At 69.9% G+C, this 23282-nt stretch carries 20 protein-coding genes and 3 pseudogenes; 14 read left to right on the top strand and 9 right to left on the bottom strand.

Annotation, left to right across the window (positions count from 1 at the left end):
• Positions 1-28: 28 nt before the first annotated feature.
• Positions 29-619 carry a TetR/AcrR family transcriptional regulator gene (locus tag ACWDA7_RS14860; RefSeq protein ID WP_450604570.1) on the bottom strand — a complete coding sequence of 197 codons (591 nt, stop codon included), beginning with the start codon at positions 617-619 and terminating at the stop codon, positions 29-31.
• 178 nt (positions 620-797) lie between these two features.
• On the opposite strand from ACWDA7_RS14860, the gene ACWDA7_RS14855 reads away from it, so the two are divergent.
• The 3 genes from ACWDA7_RS14855 (at position 798) to ACWDA7_RS14845 (ending at position 2909) form a co-directional block, all read left to right on the top strand.
• On the top strand, positions 798-1430 hold the full coding sequence (locus tag ACWDA7_RS14855) for a cysteine hydrolase family protein (protein WP_450604568.1): 633 nt from the start codon (positions 798-800) through the stop codon (positions 1428-1430).
• A 439-nt stretch (positions 1431-1869) separates the two neighbouring features.
• Positions 1870-2550: a flavodoxin family protein gene (locus ACWDA7_RS14850; protein ID WP_450604567.1), complete on the top strand. Its 681-nt coding sequence runs from the start codon at positions 1870-1872 to the stop codon at positions 2548-2550.
• Positions 2551-2654: 104 nt separating this feature from the next.
• Positions 2655-2909: a hypothetical protein gene (locus tag ACWDA7_RS14845; RefSeq protein ID WP_450604566.1), complete on the top strand. Its 255-nt coding sequence runs from the start codon at positions 2655-2657 to the stop codon at positions 2907-2909.
• On the opposite strand, the pseudogene ACWDA7_RS14840 reads toward ACWDA7_RS14845, so the two are convergent.
• The 6 genes and pseudogenes from ACWDA7_RS14840 to ACWDA7_RS14815 all read right to left on the bottom strand — a co-directional run.
• Positions 2896-3060, bottom strand: a pseudogene (locus ACWDA7_RS14840) (hypothetical protein); the annotation flags it as partial. The gene ACWDA7_RS14845 and the pseudogene ACWDA7_RS14840 overlap by 14 nt on opposite strands.
• 541 nt (positions 3061-3601) lie before the next feature.
• Entirely contained in the window at positions 3602-3973 is a 372-nt protein-coding gene (locus ACWDA7_RS14835; protein ID WP_450604564.1) for a hypothetical protein, read from the bottom strand.
• Positions 3974-4124: 151 nt separating this feature from the next.
• Positions 4125-4565, bottom strand: a complete 441-nt coding sequence (locus ACWDA7_RS14830) for an SRPBCC family protein (RefSeq protein WP_450604562.1) — start codon at positions 4563-4565, stop codon at positions 4125-4127.
• An 87-nt stretch (positions 4566-4652) separates the two neighbouring features.
• The gene (locus tag ACWDA7_RS14825; protein WP_359390902.1) at positions 4653-4991 is read right to left on the bottom strand and encodes an ArsR/SmtB family transcription factor; all 339 of its coding nucleotides are present in this window, start codon (positions 4989-4991) and stop codon (positions 4653-4655) included.
• Positions 4988-5452, bottom strand: a complete 465-nt coding sequence (locus ACWDA7_RS14820) for an SRPBCC family protein (RefSeq protein WP_450604561.1) — start codon at positions 5450-5452, stop codon at positions 4988-4990. The genes ACWDA7_RS14825 and ACWDA7_RS14820 overlap by 4 nt, the downstream gene beginning before the upstream one ends.
• A 190-nt stretch (positions 5453-5642) precedes the next feature.
• Positions 5643-6338, bottom strand: a complete 696-nt coding sequence (locus ACWDA7_RS14815; RefSeq protein ID WP_450604560.1) for a DUF899 domain-containing protein — start codon at positions 6336-6338, stop codon at positions 5643-5645.
• A gap of 751 nt (positions 6339-7089) precedes the next feature.
• On the opposite strand from ACWDA7_RS14815, the pseudogene ACWDA7_RS14810 reads away from it, so the two are divergent.
• The 5 genes and pseudogenes from ACWDA7_RS14810 to ACWDA7_RS14790 all read left to right on the top strand — a co-directional run.
• Positions 7090-7245: pseudogene (locus tag ACWDA7_RS14810) on the top strand (cytochrome P450); the annotation flags it as partial.
• 54 nt (positions 7246-7299) lie between these two features.
• Positions 7300-7977: a GAP family protein gene (locus ACWDA7_RS14805; RefSeq protein WP_450604559.1), complete on the top strand. Its 678-nt coding sequence runs from the start codon at positions 7300-7302 to the stop codon at positions 7975-7977.
• A gap of 120 nt (positions 7978-8097) precedes the next feature.
• The gene (locus ACWDA7_RS14800) at positions 8098-10533 is read left to right on the top strand and encodes a SpoIIE family protein phosphatase (RefSeq protein ID WP_450604558.1); all 2436 of its coding nucleotides are present in this window, start codon (positions 8098-8100) and stop codon (positions 10531-10533) included.
• A gap of 149 nt (positions 10534-10682) precedes the next feature.
• Positions 10683-11852, top strand: coding sequence for a HoxN/HupN/NixA family nickel/cobalt transporter (locus ACWDA7_RS14795; RefSeq protein WP_450604557.1), 1170 nt, complete (start codon positions 10683-10685; stop codon positions 11850-11852).
• 25 nt (positions 11853-11877) lie between these two features.
• Positions 11878-12261: pseudogene (locus ACWDA7_RS14790) on the top strand (superoxide dismutase); the annotation flags it as partial.
• Between the two features lie 187 nt (positions 12262-12448).
• On the opposite strand, the gene ACWDA7_RS14785 reads toward ACWDA7_RS14790, so the two are convergent.
• Positions 12449-13471: a DUF4331 family protein gene (locus ACWDA7_RS14785; RefSeq protein ID WP_450604556.1), complete on the bottom strand. Its 1023-nt coding sequence runs from the start codon at positions 13469-13471 to the stop codon at positions 12449-12451.
• A gap of 221 nt (positions 13472-13692) precedes the next feature.
• Here ACWDA7_RS14785 and ACWDA7_RS14780 point away from each other — a divergent pair, with 221 nt between their 5' ends.
• The gene (locus ACWDA7_RS14780) at positions 13693-14634 is read left to right on the top strand and encodes a LysR family transcriptional regulator (protein WP_450604555.1); all 942 of its coding nucleotides are present in this window, start codon (positions 13693-13695) and stop codon (positions 14632-14634) included.
• 99 nt (positions 14635-14733) lie between these two features.
• On the opposite strand, the gene ACWDA7_RS14775 is transcribed toward ACWDA7_RS14780, so the two are convergent.
• On the bottom strand, positions 14734-15057 hold the full coding sequence (locus ACWDA7_RS14775) for a hypothetical protein (protein ID WP_450604554.1): 324 nt from the start codon (positions 15055-15057) through the stop codon (positions 14734-14736).
• On the opposite strand from ACWDA7_RS14775, the gene ACWDA7_RS14770 reads away from it, so the two are divergent.
• From ACWDA7_RS14770 to ACWDA7_RS14750, 5 genes are all read left to right on the top strand, one after another.
• The gene (locus tag ACWDA7_RS14770) at positions 15056-15670 is read left to right on the top strand and encodes an AmiS/UreI family transporter (RefSeq protein WP_450604553.1); all 615 of its coding nucleotides are present in this window, start codon (positions 15056-15058) and stop codon (positions 15668-15670) included. The genes ACWDA7_RS14775 and ACWDA7_RS14770 overlap by 2 nt on opposite strands.
• A 24-nt stretch (positions 15671-15694) precedes the next feature.
• Complete coding sequence (gene fmdA / locus ACWDA7_RS14765; protein ID WP_450604552.1) at positions 15695-16945, top strand: formamidase; 1251 nt, start codon at positions 15695-15697, stop codon at positions 16943-16945.
• A 189-nt stretch (positions 16946-17134) separates the two neighbouring features.
• Positions 17135-18310, top strand: a complete 1176-nt coding sequence (locus ACWDA7_RS14760) for a hypothetical protein (protein WP_450604551.1) — start codon at positions 17135-17137, stop codon at positions 18308-18310.
• A gap of 48 nt (positions 18311-18358) precedes the next feature.
• On the top strand, positions 18359-19135 hold the full coding sequence (locus tag ACWDA7_RS14755) for a TIGR03936 family radical SAM-associated protein (RefSeq protein ID WP_359390948.1): 777 nt from the start codon (positions 18359-18361) through the stop codon (positions 19133-19135).
• A 263-nt stretch (positions 19136-19398) separates the two neighbouring features.
• Positions 19399-23253, top strand: a complete 3855-nt coding sequence (locus ACWDA7_RS14750) for an Rne/Rng family ribonuclease (RefSeq protein WP_450604550.1) — start codon at positions 19399-19401, stop codon at positions 23251-23253.
• Positions 23254-23282 lie beyond the last annotated feature (29 nt).

The following is a 23282-nucleotide window of genomic DNA, read 5'->3' as shown; positions in this document are numbered from 1 at the left end:
CCGTCCGGCGTTGAGTGCGCCTTGCCCGTCAGGCGGATGCAGACGATTCGATGTGTGTACGCGCCGTCTCGAGGATTCTCTCGGAGAGGACCGGATCGGCATCCGCCACGGCCCGCGCCAGTGTGAGGGCCCCGATCATGGTGGACAAAGTGGCGAAGTCGGGCGCGGAGCTCTGCTCCTGGTCCGGCGCGTCCAGCTTCCTGAGGCGCGCCAGTGACTCGGCCATCCCTGTGATCCCTGAAGCGAAGATGTGCTGGAGCTCGACGGCGCTGCGGCTGGCGTCACGCGCCAAGGCCCCGACGGTACACCCGTCCTCCGGCCTGTCCCTGTGCTCTGCCGAGACATAGTCCCGCACGAATCGCTGCAGCAGAGGGGCCGTGTCCGGTCCCTCGTCTCCGGTGCCGTCCGCCGCCACGGCCTCGACGGCGGCGACGCTGTCGGCCACTCCGCGTTCGCAGACGGCCGCCTCCAACGCGTCCTTGGAGCCGAAGTAGCCGTAGAAACCCCCGTGAGTCAGCCCTGCGGCCTTCATCACATCGGAGATCGTCACATCGTCGAAGCCACGCTTCCTGAACTGCTGACCTGCGCTGACGATGATGCTCTCACGGTTTGCGGTCACTTGCTCACGGGATGCACGCATGGCTACCTCCGACCGGGCCGGCTGTCACTTGACACTTTACATGACGATCATCATGATTAAGTTATTCATGATGCCCATCATGTAAAAGCATCGGATTCACCCCGACATCTCTGCGGCGCCGCCCGCGCCCGTGGCCCGCACAACGAGAGGAAAACCCGTGAACACTCGCAGCTACCCCCCTGAGCGGACGGCACTGGTCGTGGTCGACGCCCTCAACGACTTCCTCGCCGAGGACGGAAAGCTCAGCGGGCAGATAGGACCCATGCTGGACAAGCTGGACCTGCGCGCCCAGCTGGGCCGCCTGATCGCCGGTGCGCGCGAAGCGGGCGTCACGGTCTTCTACGCGCCGCACGGCCTGAACGCCGACGCTTTTACCGACATCAAGCACGTCCTGCCGCGATTCCAGTTCGCGGTGGACAACCAGGTCTTCTGGGAAGGCAGCTACGGCGCCGAGTTCTACCCGCCGCTGCGGCCGCAGGACGGTGACGTCGTCGTCGGCCGGCATCACATGTTCGACTCGTTCGCCGGAACCGACCTCCACGAGCAGCTCCGCAGCCATGGGGTCGAGAAGGTGGTCCTGGCCGGTCTCACCTCGCAGACCTGCATCGAGGGCACGGGGCGGCACGCGCTGGAAGCGGGCTACCACGTCACCTTCCTCGCCGATGCCGTGGCTGAGTTCACCGAGGATGCCCACCGTGCCGCGCTGGAAATCTCCTATCCGACCTTCGGGCACGAGGTCGCCACCATCGACGAGTTCCTTTCCGCCGTCGAGGCCGCCAAGGCCGCGTGACCGCCGTTCACCGTCCCGATCGGCCGGAGCAGGCCCGTACCCGCCAGGCGACACACCAACGATCCAGCGCCGCGGCCGCAGCGGTCACCCCGCCCGCCGGCGTGGCGGGGTGACGGCTCCACCTCACTGGGCCGAATGGGCCCCGTGTCACCACCCGGCGGCAGAAGTCCCGGCAACGCCCCCCGCCTGCAGGACTGTTGTGCCGCATTGCCTCTGATCGCGGCATCGGTGTCCCCATGGGGTGACACCGATGCCGCCACGACCCACACCATTGCGCAGCTCTCCCGGGGATGTGCCGAATGCGCCGGTGCGCATCCTTCTGGCACTCACATGCTTCCGGTGCTGCCTCATCCGGCCGTCGTGTCACATGTATGTCCCCACGGCCGCTCCACCCTGTCCGCAAGTGCGGACATCCACCGCAGTTCAGAAAGGTGTCCCCATGGCCACAATCGCCGTTGTCTACCACTCCCCGAACGGACACACCCGTGCGCTGGCCGAGCACATCGCACGTGGCGTGAAGAGTGTGCCGGGTGTCGACATGCATCTGATCGAGATCCGTGGCGACCAAGTGTCGGAAGGCCGATGGTCGGACGCGGCAACGATGGAGCTGCTGAAGGATTCCGACACGATCGTGTTCGGTGCGCCGACCTACATGGGCAGTCTGTCGGCGGTGTTCAAGGCGTTTCTGGAGGGCGCGTTCTATCCGTTCCTCGGACAGGAATGGAAGGACAAGCTGGCCGGCGGCTTCACGCACTCCGCGTCCCAGAACGGGGACAAGCTGTTCTCTCTGCAGCAACTCGCCGTCTTCGCCGCACAGATGAACATGCAGTGGATCTCGGTCGGCGACTCGGCCGGTAACAACTGGACCGGCGGAACGATCTACGACGTCAACCGTCTGGGCTCCTGGCTCGGCGTGATGGGGCAGACCAACGTGGACGAAGGCCCGGACGTGGTCAGCGCGCACGGCGACATGGTCACCGCCGAACGGTACGGCACTCGCCTGGCCGAACTCACCGCTCGCTGGGTGCATGGGCGCGAGTACGAGATCCAGCACCACACGCTTGAGGACTTCCGGGAGATCTCGGCGCGCAGTGCGGCTGAGGCGAAGACCCGGATGTGAGCTGATCCCCGGTGCCGGCGGCGTCCGTTGGAGCGAGCTCGAACCGCTCGGGGACGTCATGCCGGGGTGTTTCCCATGTCATCACGAGAACCAGGAGATGGTCGATGTATCTGCACGTGACAGGAACGGTTACCGACCCGAGCGGGTTGGCCGCTCACGCGGAGGGCGAGGCCCGGGTACTGCGGGAGCTGAAGGCGGACGGCGTTGTGCTCTCGGCGTTCCGCCGCCACGACCGGCCCGGCGCGATCCTCCTGGTGGAGGCCGAGAGCCTGCAGGACGCGCAGGACAAGTTGGGACGACTTCCCTACGCGGAGAACGGGCTGCTGACCTTCGAATACATCGAGATCAGCCGGCTCTGAACCCTGCCGCTTTTGGCGTCCCGATCGGCTCGGCTGCGTCTCCATCGGTGAGGCCGTTCGTGTACATCAAGATCAGGCAGCCCGGATCTATGGTGATCTCGAAGTTCCGGTACGGAACGGGAGCGGGGAAGAGCCCGAGTGACCCTCCTGGCGGGGCGGTTGTGGTCCGCGCTCAGCCGTCGTCAAGGCCCTGGTCGACGCGGCGTCGGGGACTCTGGCCTGGTTCTCCTTCCGGCTCGGACCCAGCTCCTTCCGGATCTTCGACGCCTTCGAGACAGAAGAGGACCGCGAAGCGCATTACCAAGGCAAGGTGCGTCAACAGATCGAGGCCCGTGGCGGCGAGCTGTTCAGCGCGCCGCCCACGATCACCCCGGTGAACGTACTCGCGGCCAAGCTCCCCGGCGGGGTGGCTGATGAGCGGACCGGTTGACGGGCCGATCGGGGGCACGCCCGGCTTTCCCTCCGGGCGGCCCAGCCGGACCCCTTCTTGGCGTTCGCCGACGGCGTCGCGGTGGGTCGGCCACTGCGTGGGCGAGTGACCAACGTGGTCCCCTTCGGCTTCTTCGCTCAGGTCGCGGACGGGGTCGAGGCCTTGTCCCGCTGCGCGAGCTCGGTTCGGACTGTCGGCGACCCTCAGCGGGAGGCGGCACCGCATGCCCGGCCACGGTCTTCAGCCTTGAATACGAACCGGGTCACGCGGGCCGGGACGGGAGCGTCCGGGCATCTTCAGCCTGCGCGGCTGCCTGTCGCAGTGCCTTCCGCAGCTCGCGGATCTCCGGGAGGCCGGACAGGGCACCGTCCGGGCCGCGATAGACCCGGCAGGTCAGCCCGGGAACCCGATCGGGCTCGCCGAACGGATCCAATCCGTTGATCAAGAACGTCGGCGACCCCACGAACCTCAACTCGGCAGCCAGTTCCGGACTGCCGACCATCCGGGTGCCGACGTTCACGTCCGCGAGTCCGAGATCGGACAGGGCCCGAGTCAGCAGGTCGCGTGCCGCAGCTTCGTTGGCGCAGCCCGGTACCACCAGCAGCTGGACGTTCATGCCTCCGCCCTCAGCCAAGCTCGGGAACGTGCCGGCAACGGTTGCCGTAGGGTCCAAAACAAGCACATGCGACATCTTGGCACTGGCTCCTGCGGGAGCCAACTTGGCACCTCTGTCCTGCTGTGTTCGCACTGCTTGTCGAGCCTTGCCCGGACATGACGGGCACGGTCTAGTGCCAGTTGCTGATACTGACATCGTGCGGCGCGGGTTCGCCCTTGCCGGTTTCGACCAGCTTCTTGAGGCTCATCAGGAAGGTCGCCCACTTGGTGGTGCAGTGGTACATGAACTCCACCGGCTCCTTCCAGCCCTCGTGCCGGAACAACACGATGGTGAAGCCGTCCTCCTGCTTCAGCTCGAAGTGGATCCGCGTGCCGATCCACTCGTCGGGTCCGTCGACGACTTCCCAGAGCACGCGCTCGGCGGGCTGAGCCTCCAGGACTTTCATGTCGAACCCACCCGGCACGAAGCGGAAGCGGAGTACTCCTCCGACCTTGCCGTCGCCGTCCGTGTCCTCGGTCCACCAGCTCGCCAGCCCCTCGACCGTGGTCAAGGCCGCGTAGACGTCGTCGGGAGACGACGTGACTCCGATCCTGTGCAGGATGTCCACCATCTCGCTGCCTCTTTCTCATGTGGGCGCCCGTACTCGGGCGCGGTTGGCCAGCGCCGCCACGGACGCGCGGCGTTCGTTCGGGAGCGGTCAGCTTTCCCGGGTGCGCTGGATTGCTTCGGCGATCCGCTTGATGCGCTGCAGCCGGGCGTCCCAGGTGGCCCCGACCGCCGACAGTTGCGCGACCGCGCGGGCAAGCTGGGCCTCGTCCACGTCGTAGCGGCGCTCGCGCCCGGACGGCGTGACGTGAACCAGTCCGACCCGGTCGAGGACACCGAGGTGTTTGGCGACCGCCTGCCGCGTGACCGGCAGTTGCTCGCTCAGCGTGGTCGCCGTTCCGCCGCCGTCGGTCAACAACAGGTCGAGCATCCGCCGACGGGTCGGGTCCCCCACCGCCGACCAGAGCTCGTCGTCGATGGTGACGCTCATCGCGCCGCCACCAGCCGGGCGACGTAGGTGACCAGGCGGGGCAGGAAGTGGTCCCAGCCGGTGACGTGCTGGCGGTACTCCTCTTCGAGTACAGCCGCCTCCCAGCCCTTCTCCCGGAACCCCGTCTCGGTGAAGCGCAGCAGTGTGCCCGCACCGGACGGGACCAACTCGAAGGTCACCAGGAGGGAGTTGGCCGACGTCGCGGCCTCACCCTCGTCGTACACCCACCGGAAGGAGAACCGCCGGGGCGGGTCGGCCTCCAAGACCGTGAGTGGTACGACATTCGCCCCCGGCGCAGTGCTGTCGCCGAACGTGATGGCCCCGGTGGCGCCGGGCACCGGCTCGAGCTCGGCTTCGTCCGGCCACCATTCCCGCAGGTGTTCGGGCCTGCTGATGACCTCGTAGACCACCTCGGGCGTGGCTTCGATGTGGATCTCCCGCTCGATGCTGCCGTACTCCACCGGATTTCCCCTCTCGCAACCTTTGGTTGCGTATCACGGTAGAGCGTTTCCCGGCCATGCGCAACCATTGGTTGCTTTTAGGCGGGTGAGCAGCGGCGTTCTGGGGGGACTGCCGCATGCCGACCCGGACCCGCACCAGCGTGGCACCCACGTGCCCGGCGTCGGCGACGCCGGGCAATGGTCGCCCCGTTCAGCTGCCGTCGGCGCCCGGGCCGTAGGCCGCGGCGATGTCCTTGGACGTCGCCCACCGGCTGTAGGTGGGTGACTGAGGCCAGCCTTCGGGCGAGTCCTGCCATTCCTCCTGCCGTCCGTACGGCAGGAGGTCGATCAGCGCGAAGGAGTGACTGAGCTGCTCGGTACCCCGGCCGTTGGTGTGCCAGGTGCGGTAGACGGTGTCGCCGTCGCGCAGGAACACGTTGACCGCGAATCCTCCGTCGGGCGGTGCGCCGACGTCGGCCCCGAACGAGCTGTTCGCTGTCGAGTACCACGGCATCCGGTTGCCGACCCGCTGCTTGTAGGCGAGTGCCTCTTTGATCGGGCCCTGGGTGACGATGACGAATCGCGCATCGTAGTTGTCCAGGAACTCCAGGCGGGTGTATTGCGAGGTGAACCCCGTGCAGCCCGGGCACTGCCATTCCTTGCCGGCGAACCACATGTGGTTGTAGACGATCAGTTGCCTCTTGCCTTCGAAGACGTCCGGCAGCCGGACCGGCCCGCCCTCGCCCTCGAGGGTGTAGTCGGGCATCTCGACCATCGGCAGGCGACGGCGCTCGGCGGCGATGGCGTCGAGCTCCCGCGTCGCGGCCTTCTCCCGGGCCCGCAGTGCCTGGAGCCGGTGCTCCCAGGTTGCGGCGTCGACGACGGGGGGTTTTGCGTGGGTGGTCATGGTCCCCTCACAGAGCTCGCAGCTTTGGCTTGTGCAGAGGTAGACCCCGGCGGGCTCCGGAACTCATCGGGCCGCCCGGCCCTTGGTGGCGCGGCCGTCGTGGTGGACGTAGTACCGCTCGTCGTGGCCTGGGGCGTACGGCTCTCCTGCGAGCGCTCGCTCACCCATTGCCGATGAGGACCGGATCCGTGGACGACTGGCCGCCGTCCACGCCCGAAACGGCCGCTCGTATCCGGCACTTCGCCTGAGCGGGGCCAGGGACCGGACAGCACTTGGGCGAATGGTCGAGCCCTTTCCCCGATGTGATCGGGCGGAGGGACTCGATACAGACGTACGGGGGTCCGTGCCGCGCTCGCCGCCGACCTCCGCGACAGCGCCCACATCGTCCCGGGCTTCGACCATGTCCTGCACCGGCACCGGCTGCTCAGCGTCGTCGAAGCGGCCTCCCGGGCCCGCACCGCCCGGGCACCCGCCACCGCACGATCCGGGAATCCCTGACGGGAACGCGAGGCCCGTGGGCTGTCCCGGTGCCGGGCTCACTCTGTCGGCTTGGCGGACGTGCGCCCGTGGACGGGCTCGCACACGCTGGGGCGCAGGGGACAGCTCGCGTCCGGGCTGGCGGCCGGCGTGGAACGACGGCAGAGCCCGTGACCACCTCGCGAAGGAGCTGAATGCTCATGGGGCTTGCCGTCGATCTCAACGGGTGTCAGGGATCCGCGTGGTGCGCGTTCCTCGCAAACTGCTTCGGCGCCCCCTCGCCCGGCTGGAAGCCCGGCTCGCCCTGACCGAGCTCGCGCGCCGCCGCGACGGTCCGCGCCTGGTCGAGGACCCGCCTCCCTACCGCCGCAACGCCGTTCTGCGAGGTCCGCGCCATCTGCCGATGGCCATCAGCGGAATCAAGAACTGAGCCGGACCCCGGCTGCCCGGCCGGCCCGACCTCTCTACCCGCGAGGAGCCCACCTTGGGACACGCCGTAGGCGAGGTGCTGGGCCTGGCGGCCGGTGTCGCGGTCAGCCCGCTCCCCATCGTGGCGATCATCCTCCTCCTGGCCACTGGGCGCGGCCGCCTCAACGGGACCCTGTTCGCCGTGGGTTGGCTCCTGGGCCTGGCACTCCTCGGCGCGATCATGCTCGCGGTGGGCGGCCCGGGTGGCGCGTCCACCAACAAGCACCCGGCCACCTGGGTCGGGGCTCTGAAGCTCGCCCTGGGCGTGCTGCTCGTCCTCTTCGCCGTCCGGCAGTGGCGCCGACGCCCCACCGACCCCGCGCAGGCCCGGCTGCCGAAGTGGATGGCCGCGATCGACCGCTTCACCCCGCTCAAGGTCTTCGGGCTGGGGCTGCTGCTGTCGGCGGCCAACGCCAAGAACGCACCCCTGACCCTTGCCGCGGGCGCCTCGATCAGCTCGGACGGAATCCCGGTGCCGGAGCAGATCGGGGCACTCGCCGTCTTCGTCGTCATCGCCTCGCTCGGGGTCCTCGCACCGCTGGCCGTCTTCCTGTTCATGGGCGAGCGGGCCGAACGAATCCTTGGCTCCTGGCGGGACTGGACAGCACAGCACAACGCAGCCCTGATGGCCGTCCTCTTCTTCGTCCTCGGACTCAAACTGCTGGGCGACGGCATCGGCATCCTCGCCTCCTGAGCGCGGACGTGTGGGCGCCGCCGAGCACTCCTGCCGAACCGCTGGGCCGAAAGGACCGGGAGAGTCGCGGACGGAGACCGGGGGGAGGAAGATCGGAGTCACGGAGGCAAGGTGGTGGCTATGGGGACGCCGTCGATGCTGTTCAGCGAGAGCCCGGAGGATCCGTTCGCCCTCGGGCACAGTGCCTCGGCCGTGCTCGACGAGCACGGCACCGTGGTCGGCTGGAGCGCACGCGCCCAGGAGCTGCTGGGTTACAAGGCCACGGAAGTGATCGGACGGGCGTGGCGGGACCTGCTGATCGACGCCCGTGACCTGCCTGCCGCGCGGGCCGCCGCCGCGGACGCCATGAGCACGGGGAGCTGGTTCGGGGCTCTGCCCGTCCAGCACCGTGACGGACGGCGTGTGGAGCTCGGTTTCCGGGCCCGTGCGATCACCCGGGACGGGGACAGCCGGGAGTGGTTTCTGGTCGGTGCCCCGGTGGCGGAGATCATCGCCTGGCAGCGGGACCGTGCGCTGCTGGACGGCCTGTACCACCGTTCCCCGATCGGTCTGGTCATCCACAGCCCGGAGAGGACGGTGCTCCGGGTCAACCGCGCCGTCGAAAAGGCGAGCGGCGTCCCCGCCGAGGCGCCGGTGGGACATCGCCCCCGCGAATTCCTCGTCGATGAGGACGCGGGTCCGGCCGAGGAGCGGGTCCGGCACGTGCTGGAGACCGGCGAGCCGTTGATCTTCACAGAGCAGTCCGCCCGGACCCGGCTGGATCCGGGCCGGGAACGGATGGTGTCCGTCTCGGCGTTCCGGATGGAGGACGCCACGGGCCGGGTCCTCGGTGTGGCCGAGACGATCGAGGACGTGACCGAGCGCCATCGAGCCCGGCGCAGGCTCACCCTGCTGAACGAGGCGAGCGCCCGGATCGGCACCTCGCTCGATGTGACCCAGACCGCCCGGGAGCTGGCCGAGGTGGCCGCCCAAGGCCTGGCCGACTACTGCTCGGTGGACCTTCTGAAGCCGGTGACACTCGGCGACGAACCACCTCCTGGTGTGGCGGTCCCGCTGGTCCGGGTGGCCCTCTCTCCCCCGGATCGCCGGGTCCCGTACCAGGAGGGCGAGGTGGTCCCGCTCCTTCCGGAATCCCCGCAGGCGCGGTGCCTGGCCGAGCAGCGCCCGATTCTCGAGCGGCTGCTGTCCCTCCGCCCCGAGTGGCAAGCCATGGACCAGCGGCGGGTCGAGATCGCCATGGGTCTCGGCGTTCATTCGCTGATCGTCGTGCCCCTGGTGGCGCGCGGTCTGGTCCTGGGCATCGTGGGTCTGTGGCGAGCGCGCCATTCAGAGCCTTTCGAGGACGACGACGCCGCGGTGGCCCAGGAGTTCTCCTCGCGTGCGGCCGTCTGCATCGACAACGCGCGGCGCTTCACCCAGCAGCAGAGCGCCGCCCTGACGCTGCAGCGCAGTCTGCTGCCGAGAGCGGCCTCCGACCTCCCGGCCGTCGAGGTGGCCTGTCGATACCTCCCGGCGAGCGGTGAGCCGGGTATCGGCGGTGACTGGTTCGACGTGATCCCGTTGTCGGGGGCCCGGGTCGCTCTCGTCGTGGGGGACGTGGTCGGCCACGGGATCCACGCCGCGGCCTCGATGGGCCGTCTGCGGGCCGCCGTGCGCACCCTGGCCAGCCTCGACCTGGAACCCGACGAGCTCGTGGCCCGGCTGGACGATCTGGTCAGTCTGCTGGCCACCGAACTGGAGGCCAACGCCGACGGCCAGGGGTCGGTGGTGGAGCAGGTGGTCGGAGCCACCTGTCTCTACGCGGTCTACGACCCGGTCTCCCGGCGCTGCTCGATGGCGCGCGCCGGCCACCCGGCACCGATGGCGTCCACCCCGGACGGCCAGGTGACCGTGCTCGACCTGCCCGCAGGACCGCCGCTCGGCCTCGGGGGACTGCCGTTCGAAACATGCGACATCGACCTTCCCGAGGGCAGTCTGCTCACGCTCTACACCAACGGCCTCCTGGAGGCGCGCAACGGCGACGTCGACGCCGCGCTGGCGGATCTGCACGAATGTCTCAGCGTCTCCGCCGATCCTCTGGACCGCACCTGCCACGCCGTGGTCGAAGCGCTGCTGCCCACGGACCACCTGCCCAGCGACGACATCGCCCTGCTCATCGCCCGTACCCGGGTGCTGCCGCCACAGAATGTCGCCTCGTGGCAGCTGCCCCTGGAGGCGACCGCCGCTGCCCGCGCCAGGGAGCTGACGACGGAGCAACTGACCGAATGGGGACTGACGGATCTGGCCTTCACCACCGAGCTGGTGGCCAGCGAGCTGGTCACCAACGCCTACCGGTACGCGGCCGGCCCCATCATCCTGCGCCTCATCCGTACGCAGTGCCTGATCTGCGAGGTGTCCGACACCAGCCACACGTCCCCTCACCTCCGGCGGGCCCTCAGCACGGACGAGGGCGGACGCGGGCTCTTCCTGGTCGCGCAGCTCACGGAGCGATGGGGCACCCGCTACACCCACGACGGCAAGACCGTGTGGACGGAGCAGCCCCTGCCGCCCGTATGACGCGCGGCCTTCTCTGCCTTTTTTCGGGCCATTGACCGAATTCTGATGTGGGCTTTACTGCGGCTAACTTGTAGTTGCGACTGATTCGCAGAAACCTGGTAGGCGCGGCTGAAAACAGCCTCCTGCCGAGCAGTAAGGCCCACGCTCCCATGACCACCGCTCCCGATTCCGCTTCCGTCCGGCCGGGCGCCCCGGCTTCCGGACGCGGCATCTCGTGGCACCGCATCCGTACATCGATGACCCGCAAGGAGTGGGCCAGTCTCGGCGGGATGGCCGCCTTCATCCTGGCGCTGCACGTCATCGGCTGGTTCACCCTGGTGGCGATCGTCGCTCCCGAGCACTACAGCCTGGGCACCAAGACCTTCGGCATGGGCATCGGCGTCACCGCGTACACCCTCGGCATGCGGCACGCCTTCGACGCCGACCACATCGCCGCCATCGACAACACCACCCGGAAGCTGATGAACGAGGGCCGGCGCCCGCTGTCGGTCGGCTTCTGGTTCTCCCTCGGCCACTCCAGCATCGTCTTCGCCCTCGCCTTCCTCCTCTCCCTGGGAGTGAAGGCGCTGGCCGGACCCGTCGAGAACGACAACTCCCAACTGCACAACGTCACCGGCTGGATCGGCACGACCGTCTCCGGGACGTTCCTCTACGTCATCGCGTTCATCAACCTGCTCATCATGGCCGATATCTGGAAGGTCTTCCGGCAGATGCGCACCGGCCACTTCGACGAGGCCGCCCTGGAGGAGCAGCTCAACAACCGCGGCTTCATGAACCGCCTCCTGGGCCGCCTGATGAAGTCGATCACCAGGCCCCATCAGATGTACCCGCTGGGCCTCCTCTTCGGCCTCGGCTTCGACACGGCGACCGAGATCGCGCTGCTCGTCCTCGCCGGTTCGGGCGCGGCCTCCGGCCTGCCCTGGTACGCGATCCTGTGTCTGCCGATCCTGTTCGCGGCCGGCATGTCCCTGCTCGACACCATCGACGGCTCGTTCATGAACTTCGCCTACGGCTGGGCGTTCTCCAAGCCGGTCCGCAAGGTCTACTACAACCTCACCATGACCGGCCTGTCCGTCGCCGTCGCCTTGATCATCGGCACCGTCGAACTCCTCGGCCTGGTAGCCGAGAAGGCTCACCTGCACGGCGCGTTCTGGGACCGGGTCGCCGGGCTCGACCTCAACATCATCGGCTACGTCATCGTCGGTCTGTTCTTCGCCACCTGGGCCATTGCCCTGCTGGTGTGGAAGGTCGCCCGCATCGAGGAGAAGTGGACGGCGGGCCTCGCGCAGCCCGCACCGGCCGAACACCGCGCCGAATAGGACCGGCCGCGGCGTCGCGTCCAAGGACGGCGGCGGCGAGCCGCAGGTCCAGGACGGTGTGGGTGACCTGGCCGACGCGATCACCGAGTCCTTCGGTTCCTTCGCCGGTTTCAAGGCCCAGCTGTCCAAGGCGGCGGCCACCACCCAGGGTTCGGGCTGGGGTGTGCTGGCGTACGAGCCGCTGAGCGGCCGGCTGATCGTGGAGCAGGTCTACGACCATCAGGACAACGTCGGCCAGGGCTCGACCCCGGTGCTGGTCTTCGACGCCTGGGAGCACGCCTTCCATCTGCAGTACAAGAACCAGAAGGTGGACTTCATCGAGACGATGTGGCAGGTCGTCAACTGGCAGGAGGTGGCCAGGCGCTACGCCGCCGCGAAGAGCGCGGCGGCAACCTGCTCCTCCGCCCCTGACGACCTGGTCGCCCCGGACGTCCTGCTCGTGATCGTCTTCTCACCTTTCACCTGCAGGCGGCACACCGGAGGGCTCCCGCAAGCACATTGCTCGCGGGAGCCCTCCGCGCTCACCGGCGCCTCGTGGCTCGTACGACCTGACCCGTTCCGGTGAGCTCGTCCCGCGGTGGCGCGGGCGGGGACGGTCAGACCGGCACGACGTAGGGGAAGCCGGCGGTCCGCAGGTGCTCTGCGACGGACGGCTTGAGCCCGGCCGGCACGGCCGTGTTCGTCACGAGGGACAGCATCGCCTCAGGCGCGTTGTCGGCCAGGGTGCGGCCGTTGCGGGTGACGAAGCCGTACGTCGCGGGGGTTCCGACGACGTAGGGCAGTACGTCGGGGAACAGCTGCCGGGCCACGGTCCGGCCGTACCCCTCCGGGTCGGCGCAGGTCCCGGTGGCCGCGACGACGGCCGCGACCTGGCCGGCGATGAGCTCGCCGGCGGCGGCGAAGTCCTCGGAGGGGTGCCGGGTGTTGGCGGGGTTGGAGAAGTCGGTGTCGCCGGGCCAGAAGATCGGCCACATCATGGGATGCCCGCCGCGGTTGGTCTGCCGCCATCCGCCGGCGTCCGTGGCCAGCTTGGTCGCGCACCACACGCCGGTGCGAGCCCCGGGGCGCAGCAGCGCGTGCTCATGGGGCACCTCGAGCACGATCGACTCCACGGTGGTGCCCGCGAAGCTGTTCTGGGCCTCCTTCGGGTGCCAGTCCGACAGGTCCACCGCCGTCCCCTTCGCCACCGCCCCGTTGACGACGGCCAGCAGCGACAGGTCGATGTAGAACGAGTCGGAGATGCGCCCGGCCCAGAGGCGGGTGCCGTCCGCGGCGGCCGTCTCACCGGTGCGGCCCTCGAGCACAAGGTCGCCCTCGGCGGAGTCCTCGCGCGCCTCGCCCCCGGTCAGGACATGCAGCCGCAGGGACTGGCTGCCCTCCAAGTCGGGCTCGCCGAAGGAGACACGATAGGTCAGGGTCTCGACGTCGGCGCCGTCGAAATGGACTTTGAATTCGTACCGTGCCTCCGGGTGGAATCCCGGCTGGGCGTAGACGCCGGTGATGTCGGAATTGACGTCCATGACGAACACCGTGCTGCGCTCGCCCGGGAAGACATACAGGTCATCGATGAACAGCTGACCGTTCTGGGCCGCCAGCGGAGTGTCGAGATGGTGAGACATGGTTGGTCCTTACTCTTCTCGGTCTCGCTCTGGGAGAAGGTGGCGGGCGAATCCGTGGGCCCTACACCGTCTGGAATACCGGGTGGTGGAACCGGTATCGCGTCGACGTCCTCATCGCGTCGGGTCCGGGCGCTCTCGCGGTTCTTCCGGACAGCTCCATACTCGCCGGGCGGGCGGGGACCCGGTATGCCCACTTGGGCATGCCCTCATAGGCTGTGGTTATGAGCGCGTCGCCTCCCGACCTCGGCAGCCTCCAATTGCTGACCTTGGTGGCCGAGCTCGGCAGCCTCGGCCGGGCCGCCGAGCGGATGGGGATCAGCCAGCCCGCCGCGAGCAAGCGGCTGACCCAGATGGAGCGGCGCCTGGGGCTGACCCTGGTGAACCGCGACACCCGCGGCTCCGTGCTCACCACCGAGGGCAAGGCGGTGTGCCAGTGGTCGGGGCGGGTGCTGGCCGAAGTGGACTCACTGATGGCGGGAGCCGCGGCACTGCGCGCCGACCGCGCCGACGATCTGCGCCTGGCGTCCAGCATGACGCTGGCCGAACACTTCGTACCCCGCTGGATCGGCGCGCTGCAGCGGCGATCGCCCGATGTCTACGTCAGCCTCAAAGTGACCAATTCCGAACAGGTTGGCGCGCTCGCCGCGAGTGGCCGGATCAGCCTGGGTTTTATCGAGGCGCCCGCCGTGCCGTCCGGACTCAGTTCACGCCAGGTGGGCAGCGACCGGCTGGTCGTCGTGGTCGCGCCGCAGCATGCCTGGGCACGACGGCGGGAGCCGGTGGATCTGGAGGAGCTGGCCCGGACCCGCCTGATCGTCCGCGAAGTCGGTTCAGGTACGCGCGAGACCCTCGAGCGGGTACTCGCCGAAGCGGGCGTCGAGCCGGTCAGACCCCTGATGGTGCTGGACGCCAACGCCGCGATGCGCAGCGCCGTGGTCGAAGGGGCCGGTCCGGCGGTGCTCAGCGCGGTCACCGTCGAGGAGGACCTGGCCGAGGGGCGCATCGTGGAGGTCCCGGTGACGGGGGTGGATCTGCATCGGCAGCTGCGCGCGGTGTGGCCGAAGGACCGCAGGTTGACCGGTGCGGTCGAGGAACTGCTCCGGATCGCGGTACACGCCCGCCACGAGGAGCGGTCGAGCCAGACGGGGCCGGTAGCCGGGTAGGACGGATCTGCTCCGGCTGCCCGTGCGCGGCCGGTGCCTCGACCGTCGCCGGTCAGGTGTTGCCGCGCATCAGGGACTGGGCCCGGGTCGAGCGAGCCCTCAGGGCTTGCCGCCGATCTCGCACGCCTGGCAGACCGGCCCGCCGCAGGTGCACTGCATGATCGCTTCGAGTACTCCGCGATCATGGTAGAGACACTGGTCCCTGCAGGTGTGGCGCGGGATGAACCCCGCCGGGATCTCGCCCGGCCATGGCTCGTGACCGTCCCGGCAGCGGACGAACCGCTCCGGATCGGTCGCGTGCAGCTCGTGCATGGCGGAGCGGGCCTCCTCCTCGAGTTCCCGAACCCGCGTCGCGAGAGCCTTGAGCTCGGCGGCGACACCGGCGTACCGGTCGGTGCCGGTCGTCGGTGCGGTGCTGTTCATGAACGGCCTGTTGCTGCTGGAGAAGGTCGAGGCCCGGTCGGGAGCGGTGTTCAACCTGTTCGTAGGTGTACTGCAGACGGTGACGCCGACCTACCTCATCTTCACGGCCGACGGCGACCAGGACAAGATTCTGGCGGCTTCCGGCATCTACTTGTTCGCATTCACCTATCTCTACGTGGGAATCGGCCTCCTGGCCGGTCTCGACACCTCGGGCGTCGGCTACTACTCCCTGTTTGTGGCCATTGCCGCCCTGGGGTATTCGTTCGTCAATTTCCACCGTTTCAAGGACTACCCGTTCGGGGTGATCTGGCTGTACTGGGCGTTCCTGTGGTTCCTGTTCTTCCTGCTGCTCGGCCTCAAGATGGCGAAACTCACCGTCTATGTGGGCTGGGTGACGGCGATCGAAGGCTGGATCACCGGCGTGATCCCCGCTGCGTTGCTGCTCTCCGGTTACTGGAAGCACACGACGGAGATCGCCATAGCCCAAGGGGCCTTCGCCCTCCTGGTGTTCGGGGCACTGTGGCCGCTCACCAGGAAATCACGGCAGCCGACCGGGACAACCCCGTCGGCCACACCTCCCGGATCAGCCGGGAACGCGGGCACACCGACCTGACCGGACCAGAAAAGTGAGGCTGTCATGCCCGAAGTTATTTACAGCGTGGACCAGACCAAGTCGATGCGCGAACAGGACCCGCCTGGACACAACAGGTGGCACCCGGATATCCCCCCCGTCGCCATGGTGAAGCCCGGAGCCGAGTTCCGGATCGAATGCCGTGACTGGACCGACTGCCAGGTCGGCAACAACGACTCCGCCAACGACGTGCGGGACATCGATCTGACCATCCCCCACATGCTCAGTGGCCCGATAGGCGTGGAAGGAGCGGAACCAGGCGACCTGCTGGTGGTCGACCTACTCGACCTCGGCCCCGTTCCCCAGCAGGCAGGGGACGCGGCGGGCCAGGGCTGGGGATACACCGGCATCTTCGCCAAGGCCAACGGCGGTGGCTTCCTGACCGACTACTTCCCGGACGCCTACAAGGCGATATGGGACTTCCACGGGCAGCAAGCGGTCTCCCGTCATCTTCCCGGGATCCGCTTCACGGGCATCACTCACCCCGGACTGTTCGGAACCGCTCCCTCCGCCGAGATGCTCGCCCGGTGGAACGCGCGCGAGAAGGCACTGATCGACACGGACCCGGACCGGGTGCCGCCCCTCGCCGTGCCCCCGGACTCCTCCCATGCGCTCGCCGGCAAGGCCACCGGAGACCTCGCCACACGCATCGCCGCGGAGGGCGCACGCACGGTGCCGGCCCGTGAGAACGGAGGCAACCAGGACATCAAGAACTTCACGCGCGGTTCGCGGGCCTACTGCCCCGTATACGTGAAGGACGCCAAACTCTCCGGCGGCGACCTGCACTTCAGCCAGGGCGATGGAGAGATCACCTTCTGCGGTGCCATCGAGATGGGCGGATTCATCGATTTCCATGTGGACCTGATCAAGGGCGGCATGGAGACCTACGGAATCTCCACCAACCCGGTGTTCATGCCCGGCAATGTCGAGCCGCGCTACTCGGAGTTCCTCACCTTCATCGGGATCTCCGTCGACCACGACACGGACACCAACTACTACATGGACGCGACGCTGGCCTACCGACGGGCCTGCCTGAACGCCGTCGAGTACTTCAAGAGGTTCGGCTACACCGGTGAGCAGGCCTACCTCCTGCTTGGCGCCGCCCCCGTCGAGGGACGTATCAGCGGCATCGTCGACATCCCCAATGCCTGTTGCTCGCTGTACGTGCCGACCTCCATCTTCGACTTCGACGTGCGGCCGTCCCCAGCCGGACCGGCGAAGGCCGAACGGGGCCGGGCCGCGCTGACCAGTGTCTGACCCGACCACCCCACCCTGCGGCCACGGCCCCGCAGCCGCACCTGCGGGGCCGGGCGGCATCATGGGGGGCAGGCGGTGCGGGTGCTGAGGTCTCGTCATATCAGCGAGTGGCTCACCGGGTTCGCGTCCCCGGAGCACGGCGGCTCGTGTCTCCGCATCCGTACGGGCCGCTGAGGCGTCTATGTCGGCATGGACCTGGAGAAACCGTCGCCGCGGCCCCCTGTCGAGGGGTGTCTCACCGTCGCCGTCCGCCTGCCCGTGCGGATCGTCGTGCTCGTGCTGGTCGTTCCGGTGCGCATGGTGTGGGACGCGCTGGTCGCCGGCGGACGGCTCCTGCGCGACGCCGTACTGAGGCCGGTGGGCCGCGCCCTGCTGTGGATGGCGTGGGCGGCGTTCGTGTGGCCATGGGTGACGCTGTGGCGCTACGTCCTCGTTCCCCTCGGTAGGGCCGCGGCCTGGCTGGGGCACCGCCTGGTCGTCGTCCCGGCCGCGTGGCTGTACGAGCACGTGCTCACGCCACTCGGTCGCGCTGCCGCCCGGCTGATGCGCTGGATCGGTACCGGGCTCGGCCGGGTGCTGCGCGGGATCGGTTCCGGGTTCGCGTGGGGGTACGCGCGTGTACTGGCCCCCGTGGGACGTGTGGTCACCCGGCTGCTGAAGGGCGCCGGGTACGTCCTCGCCGCTCTCGGCGCCGGGGCGTTCGCGGCGGTGGCGTGGCTCGTGGGGTACCTGGTCGTGGTTCCGGCCAGGTGGCTGTACCGGTACGTGTTGACGCCACTGGGACACGGGATCGCCTGGGTCGCGGCCGGTGCCGTACGAGCCGTACACGTGATCGGCACCGGTGCCGGGGTCGCCCTGTACTGGATCGTGCGCGTGGGCCTCGTGCCGCCCGCGCTCGCCGTCGGCCGGTGGGTCCTCGCCCCGGTCGGGCGCGTCCTCTGGGCCGTCGGACGCGAGATCGGCGCCGCGTTCGGCCATGCCTGGCGCGTCGCCGGGCATGTGTCGCTCCTCGTGGGCCGGTTCCTGGGCGCCCTCTTCCGGTGGATCTTCGTGGAGCCGGTGCGGTGGGCGTACCGGACGGTGCTGACGCCGATCGGGCACGTCCTCCGGGACGCGGTGCTGCGGCCGGCCGCAGCGGCCGCGCACGCTGTGAGCCGGGCGGCGCGGCGGACACTGGCCCTCGCACACGAGTCCGCGCGGCAGGCGACGGCCCTCGTACGCGAGTCCGCGCGGCAGGCCCGCGCCGACCTGCGGCGCATGCTCATCGGGGATCCGGGCGGGCCCCGAGCGATCTCCCGGCGGGAACCGAAGGCGGCCGAGACACGTACTCTAGGTAGCAGTACCACCGCTCTCACGAAGGACTGAACGACACTGGGCAAGCGACAGCCCGAAGGCCCGCCGCCCGCACCCGCGGTGCAGCGCATCCGACTGCGCTACACCAAGCGCGGCCGCCTCCGGTTCACCAGCCACCGTGACTTCCAGCGCGCCTTCGAGCGTGCGTTGCGCCGTGCCGAGGTACCGATGGCGTACTCGGCGGGGTTCACGCCGCATCCGAAGGTGTCGTATGCCAATGCCGCACCCACCGGCACGGGCAGTGAGGCGGAGTACCTGGAAATCGCGCTGACCGAGGCGCGTGACCCGGACAAGCTGCGCGAACTCCTCGACGAGTCGCTGCCCACCGGGCTCGACATCGTCGACGCGGTCGAGGCCCGTACGGCGGGACTGGCCGACCGGCTGACGGCTTCCGTGTGGGAGCTGCGGCTGGACGGCGTGGACCCGGCCGAGGCCGGACGCGCGGTCGAGGCCTTCAACGGGGCCGGGGCCGTGGAGGTCCAGCGCATGACCAAGAACGGCGTCCGTACCTTCGACGCCCGTGCCGCGGTCGCGACCCTGGAAAGTGTGACAACGCAGAGCTCGCAGGCTGATAGGCCTGCCGACCAGCCCTGTGCGATACTGCGGCTGGTGGTTCGGCACGTGACGCCTGCCGTACGACCCGACGACGTCCTGTCCGGTCTCCGCGCCGTGGCCGACCTGGCGCCGCCGGTCCCCGCAGCGGTGACCAGGCTGGCGCAGGGGCTGTTCGATGAAGAGACCGGCACGGTGACCGACCCACTCGCGCCCGACCGCGAGGCAGTAGCGACCGAGCCGCACACGGCCGCCGTGACTGCCGCCGCGGCGACGCCGGAGTAAGGAAGGTTCCGCGTAGGGACGGACGTCGTAGCGCCGCCCTCGTACTCGGGAGCCACCTGGGTCGGGCAGCGCACCGACCAGAAGACTTTCGCCAGGCCGTACGCGACATGGTGTACGGAACCGGCGAGACAGGACACAGACAGCTTCCGTGCGGCGCCCGCACCGCGGACGGCGGCACCGCGCATCGCGCGAGCCGCGGACGTCACCGGCACCCATGCCGGACCAGGTGCGGCGCCCGGGAGCCTGACGGGAGATACGCCCGCATGCTCGAACCGACCGAACCCACCCAGGGTTCCGAGAACACCACCCCCAGCGACACGCTGCCGCCGCGCCGCCGGCGCCGCGCAGCGTCGCGCCCGGCGGGACCGCCGTCGACCGCGGCCGACGCCGCGGCGACCGAGACCGTGACCGGACCGGCCATACCGGCCGCTGCCGAGACCGAACCGCCCGCCGAGGCGGCGGAGGTCGCGGAAGCCCCCGGGGCAGAGGAGATCGAAGAGACGGAGGCGGTGGCCGAGGTCGCCGTTTCCCCTGAGACGCAGCCGGAGGAGGCCCCCGCCGAGGAGGCGGCTCCGCCGCGTACGCGTCGTCGTGCCATGCGCCGTGTGTCGGCGCCCGCTGCGTCGCCGGAGGCCGCCGAGACCCTTGAGGTCGTGGTGCCCGCCGTTTCCGGCGAGGCTGAGGAGGCGCAGACCGCGGAGAGCGCCGAGACGCCGGTGACCGCGGAGGCTGCCGCCGAGGAGGCGGCTCCGCCGCGTGCGCGTCGTCGTGCCACGCGCCGTGTGTCCGCGCCCGCCGCGTCGCCGGAGGCCGCCGAGATCGTAGAGACCCATGAGCCCGAGCCGGTCGCCGTGCCCGCCGAGGCGCCGGTCGGCGAGCAGGCCGAACCGGTTGCCGAGGCCGAAGAGGCCGCCTCGCGCCGCACCCGTCGCCGGGCCGGCCGCCGAGTCTCCGCGCCGGCCGGTGCGCCTGCGGCGGAGACCGCCGAAGAGCCCGTCGAGGCGCCCGTGAGCGCCCCCGCGGAGGCTGAGCCGACCGCCGCCGAGCCGACCGCCGCCGAGGCGGCCGCCGCGCCGGAGTCCGAGCCGGTCGCCGAGGAGGGCGCATCGCGCCGTTCCCGCCGTCGCGTCTCCCGCAAGGCCGCCACCGGGTTCTCCGAGCCCGCGCGGCCTGTCGCGGAGGAGGCGGGCGAGACCGTGAAGCGGCCCGCCCGGCCCGCGGTCGCCGTGTTCCAGGCGCCGGTCTTCACCGAGCCGATGTTCCAGACCCCGCAGCGGGCCGCCGCTGCCGCTGCCGCCGAGGCCGTGGAGCAGCAGGAGGAGGCCGGCGAGGAGGAGCTCGCGGGGCAGCGCCGTCGCCGCCGTCGCCGGGGCGGTGACGAGGAGTACGCCGCGGTGACGCCGGAGGCCACCGAGGAGGTGGACGAGGCAGAGGAGCCGGAGGAGCCGGAGGAGTCGGCCGAGGGCTACGACACCGAGGAGGCGGAGGAGACCGGTTCGCGCCGTCGCCGTCGCCGTGGTGGTCGCCGCCGTCGCCGTGGCGAGTCCGCCGAGGGTGAGGCCGGGGAGTCCGAGGACTCCGAGGAGCTCGCCTCCGAGCAGGCCGCGCAGGACGCCGAGGACACCGCGGAGCAGATCGAGGAGGACGCCGAGGAGGCGGACGAGGACGGCGAGGAGCCCTCGTCGTCCAGCAGCAGCCGGCGCCGTCGCCGTCGCCGCCGCCGGGCCGGTGACACGGCCGCCGACGCCGAGCCGTCCTCGGACGACCCCGAGCGCACGGTGGTCAAGGTGCGCGAGCCCCGCAAGAAGGACGAGCGGGCCGGTGACGGCACCGACGAGGTGCAGTCCATCAAGGGCTCGACCCGTCTGGAGGCCAAGAAGCAGCGCCGCCGTGAGGGGCGCGAGCAGGGCCGCCGCCGTGTGCCGATCATCACCGAGGCCGAGTTCCTGGCCCGCCGCGAGGCCGTCGAGCGCGTGATGGTCGTACGCCAGAGCGGCGAGCGCACGCAGATCGGCGTCCTGGAGGACGGCGTGCTCGTCGAGCACTACGTCAACAAGGAGCAGGCGACCTCGTACGTCGGCAACGTCTATCTGGGCAAGGTGCAGAACGTCCTGCCGTCGATGGAGGCCGCCTTCATCGACATCGGCAAGGGCCGCAACGCCGTGCTGTACGCGGGCGAGGTCAACTTCGAGGCGCTGGGCATGGCGAACGGGCCGCGCCGCATCGAGTCCGCCCTCAAGTCCGGGCAGTCCGTGCTGGTCCAGGTCACCAAGGACCCGATCGGCCACAAGGGTGCCCGTCTGACCAGCCAGGTCTCCCTGCCCGGCCGCTACCTGGTCTACGTGCCCGAGGGCTCGATGACCGGCATCAGCCGCAAGCTGCCCGACACCGAGCGGGCCCGGCTGAAGACCATCCTCAAGAAGATCGTTCCCGAGGACGCGGGCGTCATCGTGCGCACCGCCGCCGAAGGCGCGAGCGAGGACGAGCTGCGCCGGGACGTCGAGCGGCTGCAGACGCAGTGGGAGGACATCCAGAAGAAGTCGAAGAACGGCAACGCCCCGACGCTGCTGTACGGCGAGCCGGACATGACCGTCCGGGTCGTGCGCGACATCTTCAACGAGGACTTCTCCAAGGTCATCGTCAGCGGCGGCGACGCGTGGGAGACCGTCCACGGTTATGTCTCGCATGTCGCCCCCGACCTGGCGGACCGCCTGCAGAAGTGGACCTCCGAGGTCGACGTCTTCGCCACGTACCGGATCGACGAGCAGCTCGCCAAGGCGCTGGACCGCAAGGTGTGGCTGCCCAGCGGCGGTTCGCTGGTGATCGACCGGACCGAGGCGATGGTCGTCGTCGACGTCAACACCGGCAAGTTCACCGGTCAGGGCGGCAACCTCGAGGAGACCGTCACCAGGAACAACCTGGAGGCGGCCGAGGAGATCGTCCGTCAGCTGCGGCTGCGCGACCTCGGCGGCATCATCGTCATCGACTTCATCGACATGGTGCTGGAGTCCAACCGGGACCTGGTGCTGCGGCGCCTGCTGGAGTGCCTGGGCCGGGACCGTACGAAGCACCAGGTCGCCGAGGTGACCTCGCTCGGTCTCGTGCAGATGACGCGCAAGCGCGTCGGACAGGGCCTGCTGGAGTCGTTCTCCGAGACCTGTGTCCACTGCAACGGCCGCGGCGTGATCGTCCACATGGACCAGGCGCCCGTCTCCACCGGCGGCAAGCGCAGGAAGCGCGGCCGGGGCGGTGCCGAGCACGAGCACGAGATGCACGAGGCCGTGGTCGCGGAGACCGAGGAGGTCGTCGAGGAGACCGAGGCCGAGGTGGCCGCGGAGGGCGCGGCACCCGTCGCGATGCCGGAGCCCGCGTTCGCCCCGGACGAGGAGCTGTACAGCAGCGTCGCCGAGGCCGAGGCGGCCGCGTCCCGGGGCCGTACGCGCCGCAGGGCCGGCCGGAGGGCGTCGGCCCCCGCGGGAGCGCCGCGTGAGGAGCGTGCGCCGAGGTCCCGTACGGACGAGCGTGTGCCGAAGTCGCGTCAGGAGGCGGAAGCCGAGCCGGTGGCGGCCGAGGACCCGGTCGTCGAGGCGCCGTCCGCGCCGGCCGAGGAGGAGGCCGCGCCCAAGGGCCGGGCGCGCCGCCGGGCGACCCGCAAGGTGTCGGCGCCCGCCGGTTCGCCGGCGGAGACCGTGGTGACGGTCCAAGAGGCCGAGGCACCGGCCGCGTCCGCGCCCGAGCAGGCCGCCGAGCCGGCCGAGGTGCCCGCCGAGAGTGCTGCCCAGGCCCGCCCGCGCCGTCGTGCCGTGCGCAAGGCCACCGCGCCCACCTCGTCCGAGGAGACGGCCGTCGTGGTCCTCCCGGCGGCCGAGGCACCGGAGGCCGGGGCCCCGGCCGAGGCGCCCGAGGCCGAGGAGTCGGCGCCCGCCAAGAAGGCGGCGCGCAAGACGGCCAAGAAGGCGACGGCGAAGAAGGCCGCCACCAAGAAGACGACGGCCAAGAAGACGGCCGCCAAGAAGACCGCGGCGAAGAAGACCACCGCCAAGAAGGCGGCGGCGACGAAGACGGCGGCGGCCGAGCAGCAGGCTCAGCCGGCGGTGTCGGTCACCACGGAGGACTGACCAGGCCCTCACCCTCGCGGCGCCGCGAG

It is taken from the genome of Streptomyces sp. NPDC001156, assembly GCF_053598275.1.
The sequence above is the reverse complement of the archived record's forward strand: the minus strand, read 5'-3'. Positions and strand labels throughout refer to the sequence as shown.

What these genes read in the sequence shown, in the direction of transcription:
- ACWDA7_RS14825 (WP_359390902.1), bottom strand. Translation starts at nt 4,991, where the DNA reads ATGAGCGTCACCATCGACGACGAGCTCTGGTCGGCGGTGGGGGACCCG.
- ACWDA7_RS14780 (WP_450604555.1), top strand. Translation starts at nt 13,693, where the DNA reads ATGAGCGCGTCGCCTCCCGACCTCGGCAGCCTCCAATTGCTGACCTTG.
- ACWDA7_RS14830 (WP_450604562.1), bottom strand. Translation starts at nt 4,565, where the DNA reads ATGGTGGACATCCTGCACAGGATCGGAGTCACGTCGTCTCCCGACGAC.
- ACWDA7_RS14795 (WP_450604557.1), top strand. Translation starts at nt 10,683, where the DNA reads ATGACCACCGCTCCCGATTCCGCTTCCGTCCGGCCGGGCGCCCCGGCT.
- ACWDA7_RS14800 (WP_450604558.1), top strand. Translation starts at nt 8,098, where the DNA reads ATGGGGACGCCGTCGATGCTGTTCAGCGAGAGCCCGGAGGATCCGTTC.
- ACWDA7_RS14760 (WP_450604551.1), top strand. Translation starts at nt 17,135, where the DNA reads ATGGACCTGGAGAAACCGTCGCCGCGGCCCCCTGTCGAGGGGTGTCTC.
- ACWDA7_RS14850 (WP_450604567.1), top strand. Translation starts at nt 1,870, where the DNA reads ATGGCCACAATCGCCGTTGTCTACCACTCCCCGAACGGACACACCCGT.
- ACWDA7_RS14815 (WP_450604560.1), bottom strand. Translation starts at nt 6,338, where the DNA reads ATGACCACCCACGCAAAACCCCCCGTCGTCGACGCCGCAACCTGGGAG.
- ACWDA7_RS14845 (WP_450604566.1), top strand. Translation starts at nt 2,655, where the DNA reads ATGTATCTGCACGTGACAGGAACGGTTACCGACCCGAGCGGGTTGGCC.
- ACWDA7_RS14770 (WP_450604553.1), top strand. Translation starts at nt 15,056, where the DNA reads ATGAACGGCCTGTTGCTGCTGGAGAAGGTCGAGGCCCGGTCGGGAGCG.
- ACWDA7_RS14785 (WP_450604556.1), bottom strand. Translation starts at nt 13,471, where the DNA reads ATGTCTCACCATCTCGACACTCCGCTGGCGGCCCAGAACGGTCAGCTG.
- ACWDA7_RS14750 (WP_450604550.1), top strand. Translation starts at nt 19,399, where the DNA reads ATGCTCGAACCGACCGAACCCACCCAGGGTTCCGAGAACACCACCCCC.
- ACWDA7_RS14775 (WP_450604554.1), bottom strand. Translation starts at nt 15,057, where the DNA reads ATGAACAGCACCGCACCGACGACCGGCACCGACCGGTACGCCGGTGTC.
- fmdA (WP_450604552.1), top strand. Translation starts at nt 15,695, where the DNA reads ATGCCCGAAGTTATTTACAGCGTGGACCAGACCAAGTCGATGCGCGAA.